The organism is Okeania sp. SIO3B5 (assembly GCF_010692555.1).
Taxonomy (GTDB): Bacteria; Cyanobacteriota; Cyanobacteriia; order Cyanobacteriales; family Microcoleaceae; genus Okeania.
This window is the reverse complement of the sequence record NZ_JAAHHG010000032.1, coordinates 1-18766: the sequence shown is the minus strand read 5'-3', so window position 1 is coordinate 18766 and position 18766 is coordinate 1. Positions and strand designations below refer to the sequence as shown.

The window sequence follows — 18766 nt, the reverse complement described above, 5'->3', positions numbered from 1 at the left end:
AATAATTAAATAATTCAGGTTAAGACCCTCCTCTTTCAAGGGGAAAAAATTTCTTTTTTTCCTTGAGCTTCAACCCTCTCCCTTTTCAGTTATCAGTTATTAGTTATTAGTTGTAAAAATTATGAATGGTGAAGTGTTAGACTTGTGTACCTGAATAATATGAAATACGCTGTAAATCCAACGACGAAAGAGAAAGATTTTATTTTTGATTTCCTACTTACCGAATAATTAAGGTTTAAAGCCTCTCCTTTAAAGGAGAAACAAGAAAAAATTGTCTTTTGAGTCAATCCTCTTCTTTTCAAGGAGAGGTAATTGTTAATTATTAATTGTTGAAAGTTTGCTATTCCCTGTTCCCTATTCCCTATTCCCTAGCGCGTAGCGCAAATTGATATTGTTATATTGTTGGTAAACCTATCTATTAGGACTTTTGGCTAAAACAAAATGGCTTCCATAGCTCGCAAAAATTTATTAGAAGATATTCCTCGGTTTATCGTAGCCCAAGCAGGAATATTATTTGCAGTCAGCTTAGTGACAATTCAAACAGGCATATTAAATGGGTTTGCTCGTTCCACAACCTTACTAATAGATAAATCCAATGCAGATATTTGGATCGCCTCTAATGAAATGGTCAACTTCGAGCTGACAGACCCCCTAATTTACGGTCAATTGAATCAAGCTAAAACTATAGAAGGTGTCCAGCAAGCAGAAGCTTTAATTTTAGGATCAGTCAGATGGCGGCCTCAGAATGGAGAAATGAGTCCATTAATGGTGGTGGGATTTAACCAAGATGGACAACTGTTCAACCCAGGAAATGTCATTGAGGGTAAAGTCAGCGACCTGAAACAACCATTCGCAGTGATGGCCGACCAAAGTAGATTATCCAGTATGCTTGCAGAAGGAGTAGGAACAACAGCGAAGGCAGGTTCCCTACCAGCAAAATTAGTCGCAGTGACAAAAGGTACCCAGTCAATTGTATCAAGTACCTTATTATTTACATCCCTAGAAAACGCGAATACATATATTAATGCAGGTATTAACGCCGAATTTAAGTGCAAACTTGTAGGAGCAGGAAATTTTCAATGTACAAAAGTAGTAGAACAAAAAGACCTCACTCAAAAGTTGGAAGAAACACCAGCACCAAAAGAATTAGAAGTAGCAGATCCGATCGCCTATATATTAGTCAAAGCTAAACCAGGTGAAGATTTACAAGTATTAAAACAAAGAATAGAAGAGGCGATGCCAGATACCAATGCTTACACTAAAAATGAATTATCTCAAAAAACCAGATTTTTTTGGTTGGCACGAACAAATATTGGTTTAGTTTTGGGAATGGGTGCAGTAGTGGGTATAATTGTAGGCATAGTAGTGGTTGCACAAATTTTGTATTCATCTGTGTCCGATCACCTGAAAGAATTTGGTACTCTCAAGGCAATGGGTGCATCTGATAAGGAATTGTATGCAGTAATTGTGGAGCAGGCAATTTGGATGGCAGTTTTAGGTTATCTCCCTGGGATGTTGGTGTGTTTAGGGTTGAGTGGTTGGGTGGCAAGCAAAGGAATTATTATTTTGATTACACCTTTGTCTGCACTTGGAGTATTAGGTGTAACTGTTTTTATGTGTGTCGGTTCAGCTTTCTTTGCTATTCAAAAAGTAACTCGTATCGATCCTGCAATTGTATTTAAAGCTTAGAAATAATTTCAATTATTGGTCGCAAGTCGATTTGAAGAAGGTTGTAGGTAGTAGGGTTTTCAAGCTGACAGAGATTTTAACGCTGCTGTCAACATGAAAACCGCATTCATATCATGTCCGGTTGAATAGTTAGACTTTGGCGGAAGGAAGGCAGGAGGCAGGAGGCAGGAGGCAGAAGGTTTTCTCAAGAGTGTCACCTTAATTTTATACACGCTCCGATGCTACCGGACATGATATCACTACACTCATATAGCGCTTTTCACATGGATAGACTACAGTTAGTATGGGCAACCCAAAAGCATTTTTCTACTCCCTACTCCCTACTCCCTACTCCCTACTCTAAGCGCCAAAAATAATTTTGTGGTCTACTCAAATGAAAAGCGCTGTAAGTTCTCAAGTTTAACGGCATTTTCTGTTGATGCTCACAGTTTGAACATATTTGAGAAGTTGGATAAAATCTCGAAGTTATAACTAATTCACTGCCGTACCATTCACACTTGTATCTAAGCTGACGCTTAAATTCATAAAATCTGTATGGCAGCAATAGCACTTGCTAATTTGTGATGTCTTGGTGCGCGTTCCGCAAGCGAGCTGACATCGTCGCGGGATCGCACCGCTTTTTGAGCATTCCACTTATACCAAGCGTGATAAATGTTTGTTACAGATGGTAGGGACGTTGCATGCAACGTCCGTACGAAAGAAGGAAGAGGGAAGAAGGAAGAAGGGGTAAATATTGAAAAAAAGGGAAAAAAGATAGACATAATATCATGTCCGGTTGAATAATTAGACTTTGGTGGAAGGAAGGCAGAAGGCAGCTATGCTGGAAGCAGAAGGTTTTCTCAAGAGTGTCACCTTAATTTTATACACGCTCCGATGCTACCGGACATGATATAACTAGGGTTGGCTGAAAAAATATCGCGCGCATTGACTGATATTGGTTTCAGCTTTTTTTTGTCGAAAAAAGTGCGCCTGTTTTCGGTCTAATACCAATTTGAAAAAAGAATGCTACAAAAAGGTAGACCTTGATCGGATATGCTTAAAAATAGCTAATTCAGCTCATTTTAGATAGTTATTTATATCATTTTTCCCTTTTTTTCAATATTTATCCCTTCTTCCTTCTTTCTTACTTCTACCAAAGGTGACACTCTTGAGAAAACCTTCTGCCTCCTGCCTCCTGCCTCCTGCCTTCGGACAACCATTGTCTAATTATTCAACCGGACATGATATGACTATTGTTTTGGCCACTGACTCTGTAATTCCCATTTCTTCTACCTCCTAACTACTCCCTACTCCCTACAAATTCAGCAAACCCTAGTTAATGAAAACTGCTATAAGCAATATATAACTGTTTAACCGAATTTGATATTAAAAGTAAATTTGCGTAAATCCTACAGAGTTAGGTGTTACCTATTAGGTGTTATACCAATTTGATGTGATACTCCACAAAATGATTAAATTTATTAACTTGTCTGTTTCGATCTACAGTTAACTCTGATTAAGATATTATTCTATGCAACTTTATATTCATTTGGTATTAAGTTTCTACACTTTGAATTAAAGAGCGCTTAAATCTTCCTGATATCAAATCTAACGATCAAAAAGTAGTTTTTAAACTATCAATCTAATCTTTACTATATTTGACAATTTTTACCTAGCTAAACCAACAAATATTCTCTTTATTATATTCCTATAAAAAATATATAATCTCAGGTAAATTGGATAATTTTTAATCAAAAAAAGCTAAAAATACATTTATTTTTCTTGATTTTCAGTAAAGCTATCATATGAATTTTTCTAGTTGTTTATACAAATAGAGATAGTCTAGATAAAACAATTAATTTTTTTTTGTATAGTAAAAAACAGTATATTTTGGAGAATTAACTCATCATTAATATTCAACTATAACTCATGATTTTGTATTCACTTGAAAAATAAGTAATATTACTTATAATTAAATGTATTATTTAGGTTATATTTATTGACAATAAATCAATAAATACAACTAATTTTAAAATTAAATGTTACAAAGGTTGTTGTTGGCCTTGAGCTGAGTCACTATGACCTAGTGATACAGAACAAAATTTACGCCATAATTCTCACTAACACTCATAGATACAAATCAATATTCTTACAATACAATTACTGTTATATATAAATAATCAAATAACTTTAGATCGCCGATCATCTAAATATAAAATTGAGGACAGACTCAAAATGTCTAACATCAGCAAAAGTAAAATTGAATATGATGAGCGATCGCTCAGAAAATTAGCGAGGGCTTTAACTATGTCTGAGGGTGATTTTTCCCTAATTCTAGTCCGTTGTAATTCTCCAGAATTAAGAGAACAGATTCTCGAAAAACTTAAACAAGAATACCCTGTAGAATACCAAGAGTTAGCATTAGACTACTCTACTGATACCCTTTACTCTAGTATCAACCAAAATTTAGGCCCTATTTCTCCAAAAGCTTTGATGGTCAAGAGTTTAGAATCAGTTAATACTCTAGATAGATTATTAATAGCAGCTAACCTACTCAGAAATAAATTCCAAAACTTTCACTTTCCATTGGTATTGTGGGTGACAGACGAAATTCATAAAAAATTAATTCGTGTAGCACCAGATTTTCAAAGTTGGTCATCGGCAATTAGCTTTAATCCCAAATCTGCCTAAGCCTAACTTTAAAATTTTCAATGATTCGTATAATTTAAAATAATTAAAACTTATGAATCGTCAAAATTCTAGAATATCCATATGAAATATTTTTTTTCAAAAAATGATTAAAAAAAAATTAAAAATCACACATTTAGTGAAAATTAGTGGTACGTCAAGGGAATTAATAAAATTATTAAACATTTTTGATATCTAGCTCAAAAGCCGGATTAACCTTCTATTGTGTCAGTGGAAATGCTAAATTTTGCTAATTTGGGTTGACAAAGACGATTCCCCATAGCGTCAGAAACCCATAATTAGTATTTAGCAAACACCATCAAACTTAACAGAATAAGGAAGAAAAAATATGGAGACAGGTATTGAATCAATCCACGCTAGAGAAATTCTCGACTCCCGTGGTCGTCCAACAATAGAAGCGGAAGTCCACCTAGCCAATGGTATAATTGGACTAGCCCAAGTGCCCAGTGGTGCATCTACAGGTAGCTTTGAAGCCCACGAACTGCGGGATGGAGATAAAGGACGCTACAGCGGTAAAGGGGTACTCACAGCAGTAAAAAACGTTGAAGAAAAAATTACCCCTGCCCTACTAAAAATCAATGCTCTCAACCAAACCTCAGTTGATAGCAAAATGCTTGAAATAGACGGCTCCCCCAATAAAAGTAATTTAGGTGCTAATGCTATCCTCGCTGTTTCCCTAGCCACCGCTAAAGCAGCCGCTAATGCTGTAGGTATGCCACTATACCGCTATTTAGGTGGACCACAAGCCAGTCTGCTACCAGTACCTTTAATGAATGTAATTAATGGTGGTGCCCACGCTGCTAATAACGTAGACATTCAAGAATTTATGATTGTACCTGTGGGTGCGCCCTCATTTAAAGAAGCACTGCGCTGGGGTGCAGAAGTCTTCGCTACCCTCAGTGGAGTTCTAAAAGACAAAGGTTTACTAGGTGGAGTAGGAGACGAAGGTGGTTATGCTCCCAACTTAGGTTCAAACCAAGAAGCATTAGATATATTAATTGCAGCTATAGAGAAAGCTGGTTACAAACCAGGAGAACAAGTCGCTCTAGCATTAGACGTAGCTGCTAGCGAATTTTACAAAGATGGTAACTATATTTACGACGGCGCAACTCATTCTCCTACTGAATTAATTGATTATTTAGCTAGTTTAGTCGATCGATATCCCATCGTCTCCATAGAAGATGGCCTACATGAAGACGACTGGGACAGTTGGGTACAGCTCACTCAAAAATTAAGTAGCAAAATTCAATTAGTGGGAGATGACTTATTTGTTACGAACCCTTCTCGTTTACAAAAAGGCATTGATATGAGTGCTGGTAACTCAATTTTAATTAAACTTAACCAGATCGGTTCCCTAACTGAAACTCTAGAAACTATTGACTTAGCAACTCGTAATGGTTTCCGCTCCGTTATCAGTCACCGTTCAGGAGAAACAGAAGATACAACTATTGCTGACTTGGCAGTAGGAACACGGGCAGGTCAAATCAAAACAGGTTCTCTCTGTCGTAGCGAACGAGTAGCTAAGTATAATCGACTGTTACGGATCGAGGATGAGTTAGGCGATCGTGCCATCTATGCGGGTACAGTAGGTTTAGGACCAAAAGGCCGAAATTAGGTTAGTGGTTTAATACCATAAAAAACTAAGCAACAATAGGAAAACTATGAGGGATAGAAACTCAAATGGCGCAATACCAGAGTTTCTTCCCATTTATTAGCAATTAAGCCAAAAGTTGACTGTTGACTATAGTGATTTTCTCAACTAAACTTGAAACTGTTAAACCTGTTATATCGTCAATCAGGAATATTTTTGATGGAAAATCAAATTAACGTTTCATTCATTGGCACAGGGACAATGGGCTGTCCAATCATATTTCAATTACTGGACAAAAGCGAGTGGAATAGAGTAAATGAAAGAGATCAAAAAACAACAGAAGCAGCGACTGCGGCAGGCGTAAAAACCGTAATCGAGAAAGTATGATATCCTGCTATACATATATTATCTGTACACATATAATAGAAGGCGAAAATTAATCTAAACTAATGTAATACTTGAAATCACCAAAAAATGATCGAGACGAAGCCCTTTGTCATATTAAATAGGGAAAATTAGTGATGAAAAAGTTCTCTGTTGACAACCTGCTTGCCTTATGCTATCTCCTCAGCAAAGTATTGAGTACTCAATACAATTAAGATATGGAATAACAAGATAGCATTCAGCAAGTAAAGCTAGGTAACTAGAAAACTCTGTGCGTAAGTAGCTTGATTTCCAAGGGATTTGAAGCCTTTGGAGAAGATGAGTTACAGACTGCGGTCAGCGTTCTTCGGTGTTTGCGGAGCATTGCGTCAGCACGCGCATGAACTGATCTGCCAAAGTTCAAGATATTATTTTGGGTAATTTTGGGATAGTTTGGGTAAGTTTAGTAGAACGAAATCGTAGATATTACATCCCTGTCGCTACCACCAGTACCACTCACTAATGGAGGAAAATATAGTGAGGATATTGAGCGCGAGTGATTTTAGTTGATAGCTGAATCCTCAGAATTGATGACTAGCTAGTTAAACTATTTCTGCCTCATGTAGAAAGCAACTAGGGGGTTTCATTAATGGATAATGGATAATGGATAATTGATAATTACCTCGGGTTTTAACCGTTACTGAATTGAATATCAGGAGATATTATTTCTTTTCTCTTGGTCTCATGGATATGGCGAGGAGACCCGCTCTTGACAGAGCCGCTCCGCTTTATATGTTGCGGAGCAAAACGCCATCCCACCCTACGGGAAGCTCCGCTAACGACCGCTTTTTCCCCTTAAAAGGGGAGGCTTCAAGGCGCGAATTATTTAATTATTAATAATTAATAATTAATAATTCGGTAAAAAAAGTATCTTAGTACTCTTCAAAAAAAGACCAAAGCTAGTCTCCCAAAAAATCAGTTTTGGCTAGGTTTGAGTGAGTTTATTAGGCCAAGTAAAGCGTTAAAAATGTTGAGGGAGAGTTTAATTTAGCACAAGCTCGAAAACACCTCAAACATTATCTAGTTATGGGTTCTTAGTACAACACAAACTAGAAACTTAACATGAAAACAGTAAATTATACAAAAGTAGTGTAGTCAGGAATAAAAACAATGAATCAAGCAGTAAAGAGTAAAGAAAACGAGAGTTTTGACGCAATAAAAGAAGCTCATACTCTGTCTGGTGATGCTGAAAAGATCCAAACATACTACGACAAATGGGCGGTCGCATATAACAGCGATGTGTCCAATGAACAGTATATAGGACCAGAATATATTGTCAACTTATTGACAACACTGAAAAGCAATAATGGCTTAAAAACAGTAGACTCGAGCGATCGTCAGATCAAAATTCTAGATGCAGGGTGCGGTACAGGTTTAGTGGGTACTGTCCTCAAGCAAAAAGGTTATCATGGTGTAGATGGAGCTGATTTGTCTGAAGGAATGGTAGAACAAGCTCGTTCGACAGGTGCTTATAATTTTCTGGAAAGTGGAATTGACCTCACCAAACAAAATGAAGCTTATGAGGACAACCAATATGATGCGACAATTTGTTGTGGCGTGTTCACTTTAGGTCATGTGCCACCAACTGCTTTATCAGAACTAATCCGAATTACCAAACCAGGTGGTTGGGTGGTAGTAAGTACCCGCAAGAGCTATTACGATAGCACTAATTTCCAAGAGATTTGCAACCGCTACCAACAAGAAGGTAAAGTCAAATTGGTCAACCATGTTAAGGATGGTCCATATATTGCCGAAGAAGGGGCGCACTATTGGGCATTTGCAGTTTGTTAATCCACAAGCTGCTGTAAGTGAAGAATGAAAACTAGCCAAGAAAAAAGCTAACCATATATACAGCTTTAGCGATCGCGTATAGCTAGTGTTACCTAGGATGTTGATTCTGATAATTTTTCTACCCCGAAAAGTTATGCAGCACTACTCCTGCTTTTCTCTAGGAACAGGATATTAAAAGTGTCGCTCGGGTACTGTTTTTGAATTAGTCTGATAGCAATGTGCGCTGGCATATTTAAAAATTACAGGAACTGTCTAATAGCTAAAAGTCTTATATTATCGGCAATTTATTCCCCTCCTGGGAGGGGTTAGGGGTGGGTTGCCTGTTGCCTGTTGCCTGTTGCCTGCGCGCAGCGCTATAGTCTTTTTAAGATAGCCCTTGTTATTTCGCTATAGGGCTAGTAACTGTTGCCCATAATCTGGTATAATCTATAATTCTTAGCTGCGATTGCTCCGCAACGCTAACGCGAACGACCGTTTCAGCTTGTGGACTGGACAGGCGCCGACGTTGCCAGGTAGAAGCAAGAATAGAACAGATAATCATAGATTTATATAGATTATCGTAGGTTTCTAAGGACGGCAAAAAAGTCAAAGAGAAAACCTGATAGAATCAACTCCCTAGGTTTTACCAAAACTTTAACTATTTTCTAGCAATAGAAGAAAGCAAAGATTAGCTAACTCTATGATCTTTATTGCGGAAATTTAGATGGTAAATTGAACTGTATAGGTAAATAAAATTGATACTATGAAAAGTCTGCCAATTATCTCCTTATCAGAATTAGAAAAAGCTAGCCCTCAAGAAATTAAAAAATTGTACGATGTTTGCTACGAACATGGTTTTTTCTATCTTAAAGAACATGGAGTTTCCCCAGAAATAATCAATCAAACTATTGAGGCATCTCGGAATTTTTTTAAACTACCTGAAGATGTTAAATTAAACTACCGTCAAGAACTCCAAAAAGTTTATCCCAAAACTTGTAGGGGTTACTCTCCTTTGTATGGAGAATTTTTGGATGGAGTACAAGGAGATTTAAAAGAATTTTTCGATTTAGGTATAGAGAAACCTCTGTCTGATAAACCGTTCACCGGTCCCAATGTTATTCCCGACGATAGTGTAGCCCCAGGTTTTGCTAGTTCTCATTTTCAGTTACAAAATGAAATAATGACAAATGTGGTTCCTAAATTATTAAAAGGATTAGCGTTAGCTTTAGGATTAGAAGCAAATTGGTTCGATCGCTTTTTTACCGATCCAGTATTAATTCATCGTGCCATTTATTATCCAGCAGGGGTAGGGAAAGCAGGAAAACATACCGATAACGGAATTTTCACAGTCTTAATCCAAGAATACTTTCCTCAACCTTCTTTAAGAGTTTATGCTAAAGAAGAATGGATAGATGCTGCCTGTCAAGAAGATGCGTTTGTAATTAATTTAGGGGATCTGTTACAAACATGGACAAATGGGTTATTTGTCAGCACTGCCCATGAAGTAATTCATAATAATCCTGATACAACTCGGATTTCCATACCATTGTTTGTTTATCCGAATATTGATACAGTAATCCAACCCTTTGGCACTGAAGAAAAAATTATTTCTCAGGAAGTAATGATCAAGAATTTTGTGGGAATTTGGGAAACCTACGAAGGGGCAGGTAGAGCCAAAGAATTAGTATAAGCATTCAGCCGTCAGCATTCAGCACTTCAGCTATTGCTTCTTTTTAGTTCTAAATAAAAGCTTTACTAATTGAGTGAGAATTAAATTTTACGCTCTCTAGCTGGCTGAAACATTGTATATTAAAATTCCCTTATAAGAGCTGAATGCTGACGAATTTGTTTAGAAAAAGAAAGGCTTTTTGTATTTTCAAAAAAAGTCATGAATCGCAACTTGAAATACCACGGAAAAATGTCAAAATGCGATTCCCATCTTTATAGATGTAGCCTTTCTCTGTTAAACGAGGTATAGCTACCCCCTATGCTCCCTCTTAAAAAAGGGAGCCAATACCTGTACCTCACAGATTAGAGAATTGCGATCAAATTGCTTAAACTGGATTATAAAAAATGGAAAAAATATTAGCATTGTGGACAACGCCACGAGCTACTTCCACTGCATTTGAGTGCATGATGCAGGAACGGGGAGATTTTGAGGTACATGACGAACCTTTTGGGCTATCTTATTACTACAGTAAAGAACGTTGTAATACTACTCGTTATCCAGACATAGAGCCAAGCTCTGAATATAATTTCAGCTCTATTTTGGAAAAGTTAAAGCAAGAAACTGAAAAGCAACCAGTTTTTATTAAAGACATGAGCTACTATGTCATGCATATAGCTAACCAAGAGTTTTTATCTAATTTTGAGAATACTTTTCTGATTAGAAATCCAATCAAAATGCTCCCATCACTTTTTGAGTTGAGACCTGATTTTACTTTAAAAGAAGCTGGATATGAAGGAGTTTATCAGCTATTTCATCAGGTTAAGGAAATCGGTGGAAAAGTACCAACCTTAATTGATTCGGACGATTTAGTAAAAAAGCCAGAAGCAACTATTAAGGCTTATTGCAAAGCTGTAGACATACCGTTCATTAAAGAAGCTTTAGAATGGAAAGCTGAGTCTCAAACTCAAATCAAAGAATGGGAGGGTGGATGGCATACTTATGCACTCTCAAGTTCCTATTTCCATGAACCAAAGCCAAAAAATTATGCGAAGATAGAAGATAACGCTCACTTAAAACAAGCATACGAGTATTGTTTACCTTATTACCAAAAACTTTATGAATATCGGTTGCGTATTGAATAAGCTGTTGCGCATTATTTATGTATCGCGATAGATATTATAAAAATGGCGTTGTACAATAACGAGTGATTTGAGATTTTTGATTAGACATCTCCAGAAAAGAGGCAACAGGCAACAGGCAACAGGCAACAGAAAGAAATAATTGATAATTTATGTATAAGAATTGATTTTATTTTTGATTTTTACAGCTATGTCTATTATACCAAGCGTGATAAATGTTTGCTACAAATACTGGAACTGTTTCTAGTAGTCAATAGTCAATAGTCAGTATAAAGGGCTGTTATTATCATTTTTGACCCTGAAATAGTTCTATTGTGCCAAATATACATCTGACTTTAACCATTTTTGTTGACCAAACTATTCGTAATATCATGTCCGGTTGAACAGTGATAAATAAATAACTACGGAGGAGTCAGGAGTCAGGAGTCAGGAGTCAGGAGGAAAGAGGGAAGAAAGAAGAAGAACTGGAGTTGAAGGAGAAAGTTTTTTTATAACTAATTATCCGGACATGATATAACATTCTTTTTTAACGCTTGGTATTAGACATCTCCAGAAAATAAACTTGCCCTTTATTTCCTATAGAACCCCTGAGTGGCATCTCTAAAAATTTAGGTGTACGCTCTTTATACTTAACTTAAGCATATATCTTTTCGGAGAAAGATATTTCCAATCATCAAAAATCATGCTCTTTTATTGTAGAGCGTGTCATCAATTATTTCCCCCCTACTCCCTACTCCCTACTCCCTCATTTGGTGGAGAGAGCTAAAAGATACGCTTAGGGGTTCTATAAACTAGAGTGTATAGCAATGAGCGCTGGCATATTTACAAATTGCTGGAGGTGTCCAATAGCTGAAAGTGTTATATGATAAGCTTTTTATTCCCCCTGTTGCCTGTTGCCTGTTGCCTGTTGCCTGCGCACAGCGCTATAATAACTCAAAAAATCATTTTCCGTGTTTTTTTTCTAAAAAAATCTTCCCTATTCCCTACTCTCCCTACTCCCTACTCCCTACTATAAAAATAAATGATTAACGAGTACGTTGAGATAGTAAATTATTATGACAATCTATTGACAAGTGGATACTTTAACTATGATTCCCTTAGCAATATCTTGTACAACTTACTTGGCACTAGAAGAAAAGTTTTAGATATTGGTATAGGAACTGGATTACTTACTGAAAAAATGCTTTCTTTGGCAAACTATAACATTGTTGGCGTTGATTTTTCTCCCCGAATGTTGGAAATTGCTAAGGAGAGATTAGGGAATTCAGATGTTAGGTTGATTTGTGAAGATATTATAAAATTTGAAAGTAAGGAAAAGTTTGAAGCTATAGTTTCAACTGGAGGCGTTATTTGTGTAGTGGAAGAAAATGGAGAATATAGAATTTGTAGTCACATAAGCGATCCAGAGAAAAATAAGCAGTTGCTAGCAAAGTTACACAGTCAGTTAGACGAGGGTTTGTAACTGTTGGCTAAAATCTGGTATTATCTATAAAAATCTGGGATTATCTGTTTATGCTACTTGGATATCATACTGAACTACATCCGAATAACCAACAAAAAACATTACTGGCTAAACACTCTGGTGTAGCTCGTCACGCCTGGAATTGGGGGTTATGGCTAACTAGAAACATCCGTATAGCACAATTCCAATAATCCTGAGAGTAAGCTGAAATTTCCTACTGCTATTGATTTGCATAAACTATTAGTAGCAATGGTCAAACCTAAAAACTATTGGTATTATGAAGTATCTAAAACAGCACCTCAATATGCTTTAAGGTATTTATCAGAAGCTTGGAAGCGCTGCTTTAACAGAGTGTCTGGTCAACCTAAATTCAAGAAAAAAGGTAGGGATGATAGTTTTACTCTAGATGGCTCAATATCGGTAGGTTTTAATCAGATAAAACTACCTCGAATTGGATGGATTAAAACTTATGAAATTTTGCCAGGTAATGTAACTCCTAAATCTGTAACTATTAGCAGAAAAGCTGATAGATGGTTTATTAGTTTCAAAATGGAAAGGATACCCCAAATTAGTGATAAATCAGTAGATGTAGTTGGTGTAGACTTAGGTATAAAATCTCTAGCTACGTTATCTACTGGTGAAGTTTTTGTTGGTGCTAAATCTTTAAGAAAGTTAGAAGCTAAACTCTCTCGGTTGCAATACCTCAACAGACATAAAACTAAATTCTCTAAGAACTGGAAAAAGGCTCAACTTAAGATAGCTCAGTTACACAAAAGGATAGCTAACATCAGAAAAGATACATTGCACAAGCTAACTACTTACTTGGCTAAAAACCACAGCCAGATAGTAATAGAAGATTTAAATGTATCAGGCATGATGGCTAACCATAAGCTAGCTAAGGCTGTTGGCGAGATGGGTTTTTATGAATTCAGAAGACAGTTAGAGTACAAGTGTGAGTTATACGGTTCTGAGTTAATCGTTGTTAATAGATGGTTTCCTAGCTCTAAGACTTGCTCTCACTGTGGTCAGGTGAAACAGTCTCTGTCTTTATCGGAGCGTGTATTCAATTGTGAACACTGCAATTTCAGTTGCGATCGAGACTTGTTTGCGAAGCATTCCGTAGGAAATGCAGCGTTAAATTTAGCTATGGCGGGCAGTTCGTCCGTGTCAGCCTGTGGACTGGATAACGCCGACGTTGCCAGGTAGAAGCAGGAATGGAACAGATAATCATAGATTTTTATAGATTATCGTAGGTTTCTAAGAACGGTGGATTATTAGCATTAGGAATTCAGGGAGGTCATACCAACTATAAAAAGGAAATCAAAGAAGAGATTTTTTATGAGCAGAAAATCAAGAAAGAGGGAAATTATCTTGATAAGTGGTATGTGTTTTCTCAAGCTAATGGAGAAATTCTCGGCGAACAATTTTGCCGTTTTTATTTTTTTGATGGACGACAGACAACTCAAGCGCTGACTGATGCTGGATTTAAGCAAGGATATCAGATTATTGATGGCAAATTTTTGGTAAGCTACAAATAATAGAGCAACTATGACACAATTAATGAATGCTGTTCTGCTAACTGGGTATGGAGGACTGGAAAAATTAGAATATACCCAAGTAGCAAAACCTATTCCTCAGCAGGGAGAAGTCTTAATTAAAGTGGGTGCTTGTTCTGTTAATAATACAGACATAAATACCCGTACTGGATGGTATGCAGCAGATGAAGGGTTTCAAGAAATTCTCCAAGATACTAAGAAAAATGATGAGGAAAAATCTACAGGTTGGTCTCAGACTGGGATAAAATTTCCCAGAATTCAAGGTGCAGATATTGTCGGTGAAGTTGTAGAAATAGGCGCGGATGTGGAACCTAAATTTCTCAATCAAAGGGTAATTGTTGATCCGTGGATCAGGTTAGAAAATCGGGAAAAATATCAATATGTGGGCAGTGAATTGAATGGAGGTTTTGCCGAATATGTTGCTATTCCTGCCACCAATGTTTATCCGATTAATTCATCCCTGTCAGATGTTGAGCTAGCTACTGTACCTTGTTCTTATTCTACGGCAGAAAATCTCTTAACAAAAGGAAGAGTTAGCTATCAAGACACTGTTGTAATTATGGGAGCTTCTGGTGGTGTGGGGAGTTCCGCTGTTCAGTTAGCTAAAATAAGAGGAGCAACAGTTATTGCAATTGTCGGCAAAAATAAAGAACATTTAGTTAAGGAATTAGGTGCTGATTATATTTATCCTCGCAACGATGAATTAGCATCAAATTTGGCGCAGCATGAAATTACTGTTTCCGTGGATGTGGTAGGTGGAGAATATTTTGAGATAATTTTCAAAGCGCTGAGTATTGGGGGGCGGTATGTGACAGCAGGAGCGATCGCTTCTCCCATAGTTGAGCTAGACTTGCGAGATTTGATTTACAAAGATACAGAAATGATCGGAGCAACTCGCTTTGAACCTCAAGTGTTTCAAAACTTGCTTCAGTATATTGAAAAAGGTCTCTTGAAACCGCAAGTAGCTAAAGTTTTTCCCCTGAATGAAATTAAGGAAGCTCAGAAATTTTTTCAAAGCAAAAGCTTCTTTGGTAAAGTTGTAATTACACCATAATAACTACTCACATATTAAGTAAATAAAAATCAGGAAAAAATGCAAATTTTAGAAACAAAAAATCATTTCAACTGTCAAGAATTTGAAGACTTTCTAATTGAGGAAGTTTACCTAGAAAATGTTTTAGTTAAAGTCAATGAAATATGGTTTCGCTATCTCTTAGATGGAGAAGAAATTGATTGTTCTGTCAAGTATGACTCAATCAGTTTAGAAGATACAAATTTAGCCTCTCCTGCTGGGGTAAAATGTTTTGCTGTAGTTATTGCCGTATTATTTAGCCTACGCTTTTCTAGTGTACTTCCCCAAAAATTTGATTTCAGCAAATACAGCCAATTCATCGATCGAGAATTACTGAATTTCTTGCAAACTACGATACCCAAATGCTGGAGTGAAAATCGGTATCAAGTAGGTAAACTTGTGTACCAAAGTCCAGAAATAAAAGTTAACGAATCATTACTTGGTCAAGATGTTACCTATCCTATTTTCGAGTTAAAAACCGAACAAAATACTGTAGATGTAATTATAGGTTCAGGTTCAGGTAAAGATAGTTTGCTATGCAGTCTAATATTACAAAAAGCTGGAGTTAATTACGATATTTTAACTTGCTTATATAATTCCTATGGCAATATTGAAGAACAAAAAGAACTTTTTACTCAAACCAGCGAACATTTAAACTATAGAAAGCAACATTATATCTACTTCCAGGACTCTTATTATCCTTGGCTTCAACAAAGGTTCGATCGTTATAACATAGTCGCTCGCACCCAAGAGTATTTTGAGTACAAAAAACCTTTTCATAATATTGCTGGAGAAAATATCATCCTTCCTTTTCTTCTAGCACCCATTCAGGCAATTCATAAAATTACTCTGCTGCTAGTTGGTAACGAAAAAAGTGCTGATGCTCCTAATTTAATCGATAAATATTCAGGAGAAACAGTCGCACATCAATGGGTAAAAAGCTTAGAAGCTAATGAAAAAATAGAAGACCAGATGGCAAGAATGTTTAATAATATTCATCATGCTAGTTTAATCAAACCTATTCACGATGTGAAAATATTTGACTTAGTTTTTAAATTAGGAGACCAACTACCTTACGCCACAAATTCTTGTAATATCCAAAAACCTTGGTGTTGTCGTTGTGAAAAATGCTGCTATGTTTTTGCTGGTTTTTGCGCTTATGGAGATAGAGAAAAGGTAATTAAAGCTTTTGGTAAAGACCTCTTCGCCATGGAAGAAAATTTATATATATGGTCAGAATTACTAGGATTAAAAGGTTATATTCCTTGGGAATGTGTAGGAATGCCTGAGGAAACTCAACTTTATTTTTACAAGGTTTATCAACAAGGTGTGAGAAATCAGGCGATCGCGGAGCGTGGCGTCAGCTGTATCGCTCTGTTTGAACAGGAAATTTTGACACCGTTGCAAAATAGTGGTAAGTCTGTAGAAAATTATTTTCAGCAAATTCAGAATCAATTCGGTCAAGTGTATGAAAATCATCATACTATGCCAGAATGGTTGTGGCAAAAAATTAGTCCAGTTCTAAGGAACTCTTCCCAGCAATAATTCTAGTCCTGACAAACAACTATTTTAATTAACAACAAAAATCTCAGGAGCAATATGGAAAATTTGCCAATTATTTCCCTCAAAAAGTTAGCACAAGAAGATGCGCAGGAAATCGAGCGATTGTATCTTGCTTGCGACGATAGCGGTTTTTTCTATTTGAATGATTATGGTATTGCCAAAGAAGTCATAGAAGAAACGATCGCTGCTTCTAGGCAATTTTTTAAACTACCCGAGGCCATTAAAAAGGAGTATCGACAGGATATTCAGACTGTCTCTCCTAAAACTTCTCGGGGTTACATTCCCCTATACGGTGAAGCTGTTAATGGAACAGCTGGTTTTGACCCGAAAGAATCTTTTAACTTTGGTTTAGAACGTCCTCATTCTGAGAAACCTTTTACAGGAAAGACTATTTTTCCAGATGACACCGTTGCACCTGGTTTTGCTTCTTGTAATTATCGGTTGCAAAACGAGATTATGACGAAAGTGGTTCCACCTTTATTAAAGGGAATTGCTTTAGCATTGGGACTAGAAGCAAGATGGTTCGATCGCTTCTTTACCGATCCGATTTTAATTCATCGTGCTGCTTATTATCCCCCAGAAACAGGAAAAGCTGGGAAGCACACTGACAGTGGAATGTTTACCATATTGATTCAAGAAAACCTTCCTGGGGAATCATTGCGGGTGAAAACCGATAGTCGTTGGATCAGCGTTCCATGTCTAGAGGATGCTTTTGTCATTAATTTAGGTGATATATTGCAAATGTGGACGAAAGGTAAATTTGTCAGCACACCCCATGAAGTTGTTCACAATCTTCCCGTAAGTCGCATATCAATTCCTCTATTTTTGTATCCGAATATTGATTCAATTATTGAACCTTTTGGCACAGATGAAAAAATTAGCACCATGGACGTAATGCTAACAGATTACCGATCAATTTGGGAAACCCATGAAGGGGCAGGTCGAGCAAAAGAATTAACTTAAAGTTTAAAGATTCATTTAAGGTTTGTATAAAATAAGAACCATAACCAAATGTTAGAAATGTTAGAAACAAAAAATCATTTCAACTGCGAAGAATTTGAAGACTTTCTGGTTGAGGAAGTTTACCTAGAAAATGTTTTAGTTAAATCAAATGAAATATGGTTTCGCTATCTCCTAGATGGAGAAAAAATTGATTGTTCTATCAAGTATGACTCAATCAGTTTAGAAGATACAAATTTAGCCTCTCCTGCTCGGGTAAAATGTTTTGCTGTAGTTATTGCCGTATTATTTAGCCTACGCTTTTCTAGTGTACTTCCCCAAAAAATTGACTTCAGCAAATATAGCCAATTCATTGACCAAGAATTACTCAATTTCTTGGAAACGATGATCCTCAAATGCTGGAGTGAAAATCGCTATCAAGTTGGGAAAATTGTATACCAAGGTCCAGAAATAAAAGTTAACACATCAGTACTTGGTCAAGATATTACCTATCCTCTTTTCAAATTAAAAACTGAAGAAAAGACTGTAGATACAATTATAGGTTCAGGTTCAGGTTAAAGATAGCTTACTATGTAGTCTAATTTTACAAAAAGCTGGAATGAATTACGATATTCTAACTTGCTTATATAATTCCTATGGCAATATTGAAGAACAAAAAGAACTTTTTACTCAAGCTAGCCAACATTTAAACTATAGGAAACAGCATTATATCTACTTTGAGGACTCTTATTACCCTTGGCTTAAACAAAGGGTTGAGTCTTCTAACATAGTTGCTCGCACCCAAGGATATTTTGAGTACAAAAAACCTTTTAGGACTATTCCTAGTGGAGAATGTATCGTCTTACCTTTTATTCTGGCACCTATTCAGGCAATTCATAAAATTCCTATTCTGCTAGTTGGTCACGAAAAAAGTGCTGATGCTCATAATTTAATTGATAAATACTCAGGAGAAGCAATCACACATCAATGGGAAAAAAGCTTAGAAGCTAGTGAAAAAACAGAAAAACAAATGGCGAGAATGTTTACTAATATTAATTATACCAGTTTAATCAAAGCCATTCACGATGTGAAAATATTTGACTTAGTTTTTAAATTAGGAGACCAACTACCTTACGCCACAAATTCTTGTAATATCCAAAAACCTTGGTGTTGTCGTTGTGAAAAATGCTGCTATGTTTTTGCTG

16 protein-coding genes and 1 pseudogene are annotated in these 18766 nt (G+C 36.5%); 16 read left to right on the top strand and 1 reads right to left on the bottom strand.

Annotation, left to right across the window (positions count from 1 at the left end; genetic code table 11):
• Positions 1-441: 441 nt before the first annotated feature.
• A complete protein-coding gene (locus F6K54_RS07280; protein ID WP_293076047.1) occupies positions 442-1689 on the top strand; it encodes an FtsX-like permease family protein in 1248 nt (415 codons plus the stop codon).
• 385 nt (positions 1690-2074) lie between these two features.
• Here F6K54_RS07280 and F6K54_RS07275 read toward each other — a convergent pair.
• Positions 2075-2218, bottom strand: a pseudogene (locus tag F6K54_RS07275) (zinc ribbon domain-containing protein); the annotation flags it as partial.
• 1685 nt (positions 2219-3903) lie between these two features.
• On the opposite strand from F6K54_RS07275, the gene F6K54_RS07270 reads away from it, so the two are divergent.
• The 15 genes from F6K54_RS07270 to F6K54_RS07200 all read left to right on the top strand — a co-directional run.
• Positions 3904-4359: a hypothetical protein gene (locus F6K54_RS07270; protein WP_293076046.1), complete on the top strand. Its 456-nt coding sequence runs from the start codon at positions 3904-3906 to the stop codon at positions 4357-4359.
• Between the two features lie 346 nt (positions 4360-4705).
• A complete protein-coding gene (gene eno / locus F6K54_RS07265) occupies positions 4706-5992 on the top strand; it encodes a phosphopyruvate hydratase (protein ID WP_293076045.1) in 1287 nt (428 codons plus the stop codon).
• A 195-nt stretch (positions 5993-6187) separates the two neighbouring features.
• Positions 6188-6355, top strand: coding sequence for a hypothetical protein (locus F6K54_RS07260; RefSeq protein WP_293076044.1), 168 nt, complete (start codon positions 6188-6190; stop codon positions 6353-6355).
• A gap of 1146 nt (positions 6356-7501) precedes the next feature.
• Positions 7502-8182: a class I SAM-dependent methyltransferase gene (locus F6K54_RS07255; protein ID WP_293076043.1), complete on the top strand. Its 681-nt coding sequence runs from the start codon at positions 7502-7504 to the stop codon at positions 8180-8182.
• 742 nt (positions 8183-8924) lie between these two features.
• Entirely contained in the window at positions 8925-9851 is a 927-nt protein-coding gene (locus F6K54_RS07250; protein WP_293076042.1) for an isopenicillin N synthase family oxygenase, read from the top strand.
• 383 nt (positions 9852-10234) lie between these two features.
• Positions 10235-10972 (top strand): sulfotransferase family protein, encoded by a 738-nt coding sequence (locus tag F6K54_RS07245; RefSeq protein WP_293076041.1) that lies wholly within the window; start codon positions 10235-10237, stop codon positions 10970-10972.
• Between the two features lie 1018 nt (positions 10973-11990).
• Positions 11991-12431, top strand: coding sequence for a bifunctional 2-polyprenyl-6-hydroxyphenol methylase/3-demethylubiquinol 3-O-methyltransferase UbiG (locus F6K54_RS07240; protein ID WP_293076040.1), 441 nt, complete (start codon positions 11991-11993; stop codon positions 12429-12431).
• A gap of 50 nt (positions 12432-12481) precedes the next feature.
• Entirely contained in the window at positions 12482-12622 is a 141-nt protein-coding gene (locus F6K54_RS07235) for a helix-turn-helix domain-containing protein (protein ID WP_293076039.1), read from the top strand.
• Positions 12623-12680: 58 nt separating this feature from the next.
• Positions 12681-13637 (top strand): RNA-guided endonuclease TnpB family protein, encoded by a 957-nt coding sequence (locus F6K54_RS07230; RefSeq protein ID WP_293076038.1) that lies wholly within the window; start codon positions 12681-12683, stop codon positions 13635-13637.
• A gap of 179 nt (positions 13638-13816) precedes the next feature.
• Entirely contained in the window at positions 13817-13969 is a 153-nt protein-coding gene (locus tag F6K54_RS07225) for a hypothetical protein (protein ID WP_293076037.1), read from the top strand.
• A 10-nt stretch (positions 13970-13979) separates the two neighbouring features.
• On the top strand, positions 13980-15041 hold the full coding sequence (locus F6K54_RS07220; protein ID WP_293076036.1) for an alcohol dehydrogenase family protein: 1062 nt from the start codon (positions 13980-13982) through the stop codon (positions 15039-15041).
• Positions 15042-15080: 39 nt separating this feature from the next.
• The gene (locus F6K54_RS07215; RefSeq protein WP_293076035.1) at positions 15081-16604 is read left to right on the top strand and encodes a hypothetical protein; all 1524 of its coding nucleotides are present in this window, start codon (positions 15081-15083) and stop codon (positions 16602-16604) included.
• 54 nt (positions 16605-16658) lie between these two features.
• Positions 16659-17585: an isopenicillin N synthase family oxygenase gene (locus tag F6K54_RS07210; RefSeq protein ID WP_293076034.1), complete on the top strand. Its 927-nt coding sequence runs from the start codon at positions 16659-16661 to the stop codon at positions 17583-17585.
• A 57-nt stretch (positions 17586-17642) separates the two neighbouring features.
• Positions 17643-18140, top strand: coding sequence for a hypothetical protein (locus F6K54_RS07205; RefSeq protein WP_293076033.1), 498 nt, complete (start codon positions 17643-17645; stop codon positions 18138-18140).
• Positions 18141-18180: 40 nt separating this feature from the next.
• Positions 18181-18766 (top strand): hypothetical protein (locus F6K54_RS07200; protein WP_293076032.1); only part of this gene is annotated, 586 nt, incomplete at its 3' end.

Coding starts and splice junctions, on each gene's coding strand:
- F6K54_RS07280 (WP_293076047.1), top strand. CDS start 442: ATGGCTTCCATAGCTCGCAAAAATTTATTAGAAGATATTCCTCGGTTT.
- F6K54_RS07270 (WP_293076046.1), top strand. CDS start 3,904: ATGTCTAACATCAGCAAAAGTAAAATTGAATATGATGAGCGATCGCTC.
- eno (WP_293076045.1), top strand. CDS start 4,706: ATGGAGACAGGTATTGAATCAATCCACGCTAGAGAAATTCTCGACTCC.
- F6K54_RS07260 (WP_293076044.1), top strand. CDS start 6,188: ATGGAAAATCAAATTAACGTTTCATTCATTGGCACAGGGACAATGGGC.
- F6K54_RS07255 (WP_293076043.1), top strand. CDS start 7,502: ATGAATCAAGCAGTAAAGAGTAAAGAAAACGAGAGTTTTGACGCAATA.
- F6K54_RS07250 (WP_293076042.1), top strand. CDS start 8,925: ATGAAAAGTCTGCCAATTATCTCCTTATCAGAATTAGAAAAAGCTAGC.
- F6K54_RS07245 (WP_293076041.1), top strand. CDS start 10,235: ATGGAAAAAATATTAGCATTGTGGACAACGCCACGAGCTACTTCCACT.
- F6K54_RS07240 (WP_293076040.1), top strand. CDS start 11,991: ATGATTAACGAGTACGTTGAGATAGTAAATTATTATGACAATCTATTG.
- F6K54_RS07235 (WP_293076039.1), top strand. CDS start 12,482: ATGCTACTTGGATATCATACTGAACTACATCCGAATAACCAACAAAAA.
- F6K54_RS07230 (WP_293076038.1), top strand. CDS start 12,681: ATGGTCAAACCTAAAAACTATTGGTATTATGAAGTATCTAAAACAGCA.
- F6K54_RS07220 (WP_293076036.1), top strand. CDS start 13,980: ATGACACAATTAATGAATGCTGTTCTGCTAACTGGGTATGGAGGACTG.
- F6K54_RS07215 (WP_293076035.1), top strand. CDS start 15,081: ATGCAAATTTTAGAAACAAAAAATCATTTCAACTGTCAAGAATTTGAA.
- F6K54_RS07210 (WP_293076034.1), top strand. CDS start 16,659: ATGGAAAATTTGCCAATTATTTCCCTCAAAAAGTTAGCACAAGAAGAT.
- F6K54_RS07205 (WP_293076033.1), top strand. CDS start 17,643: ATGTTAGAAACAAAAAATCATTTCAACTGCGAAGAATTTGAAGACTTT.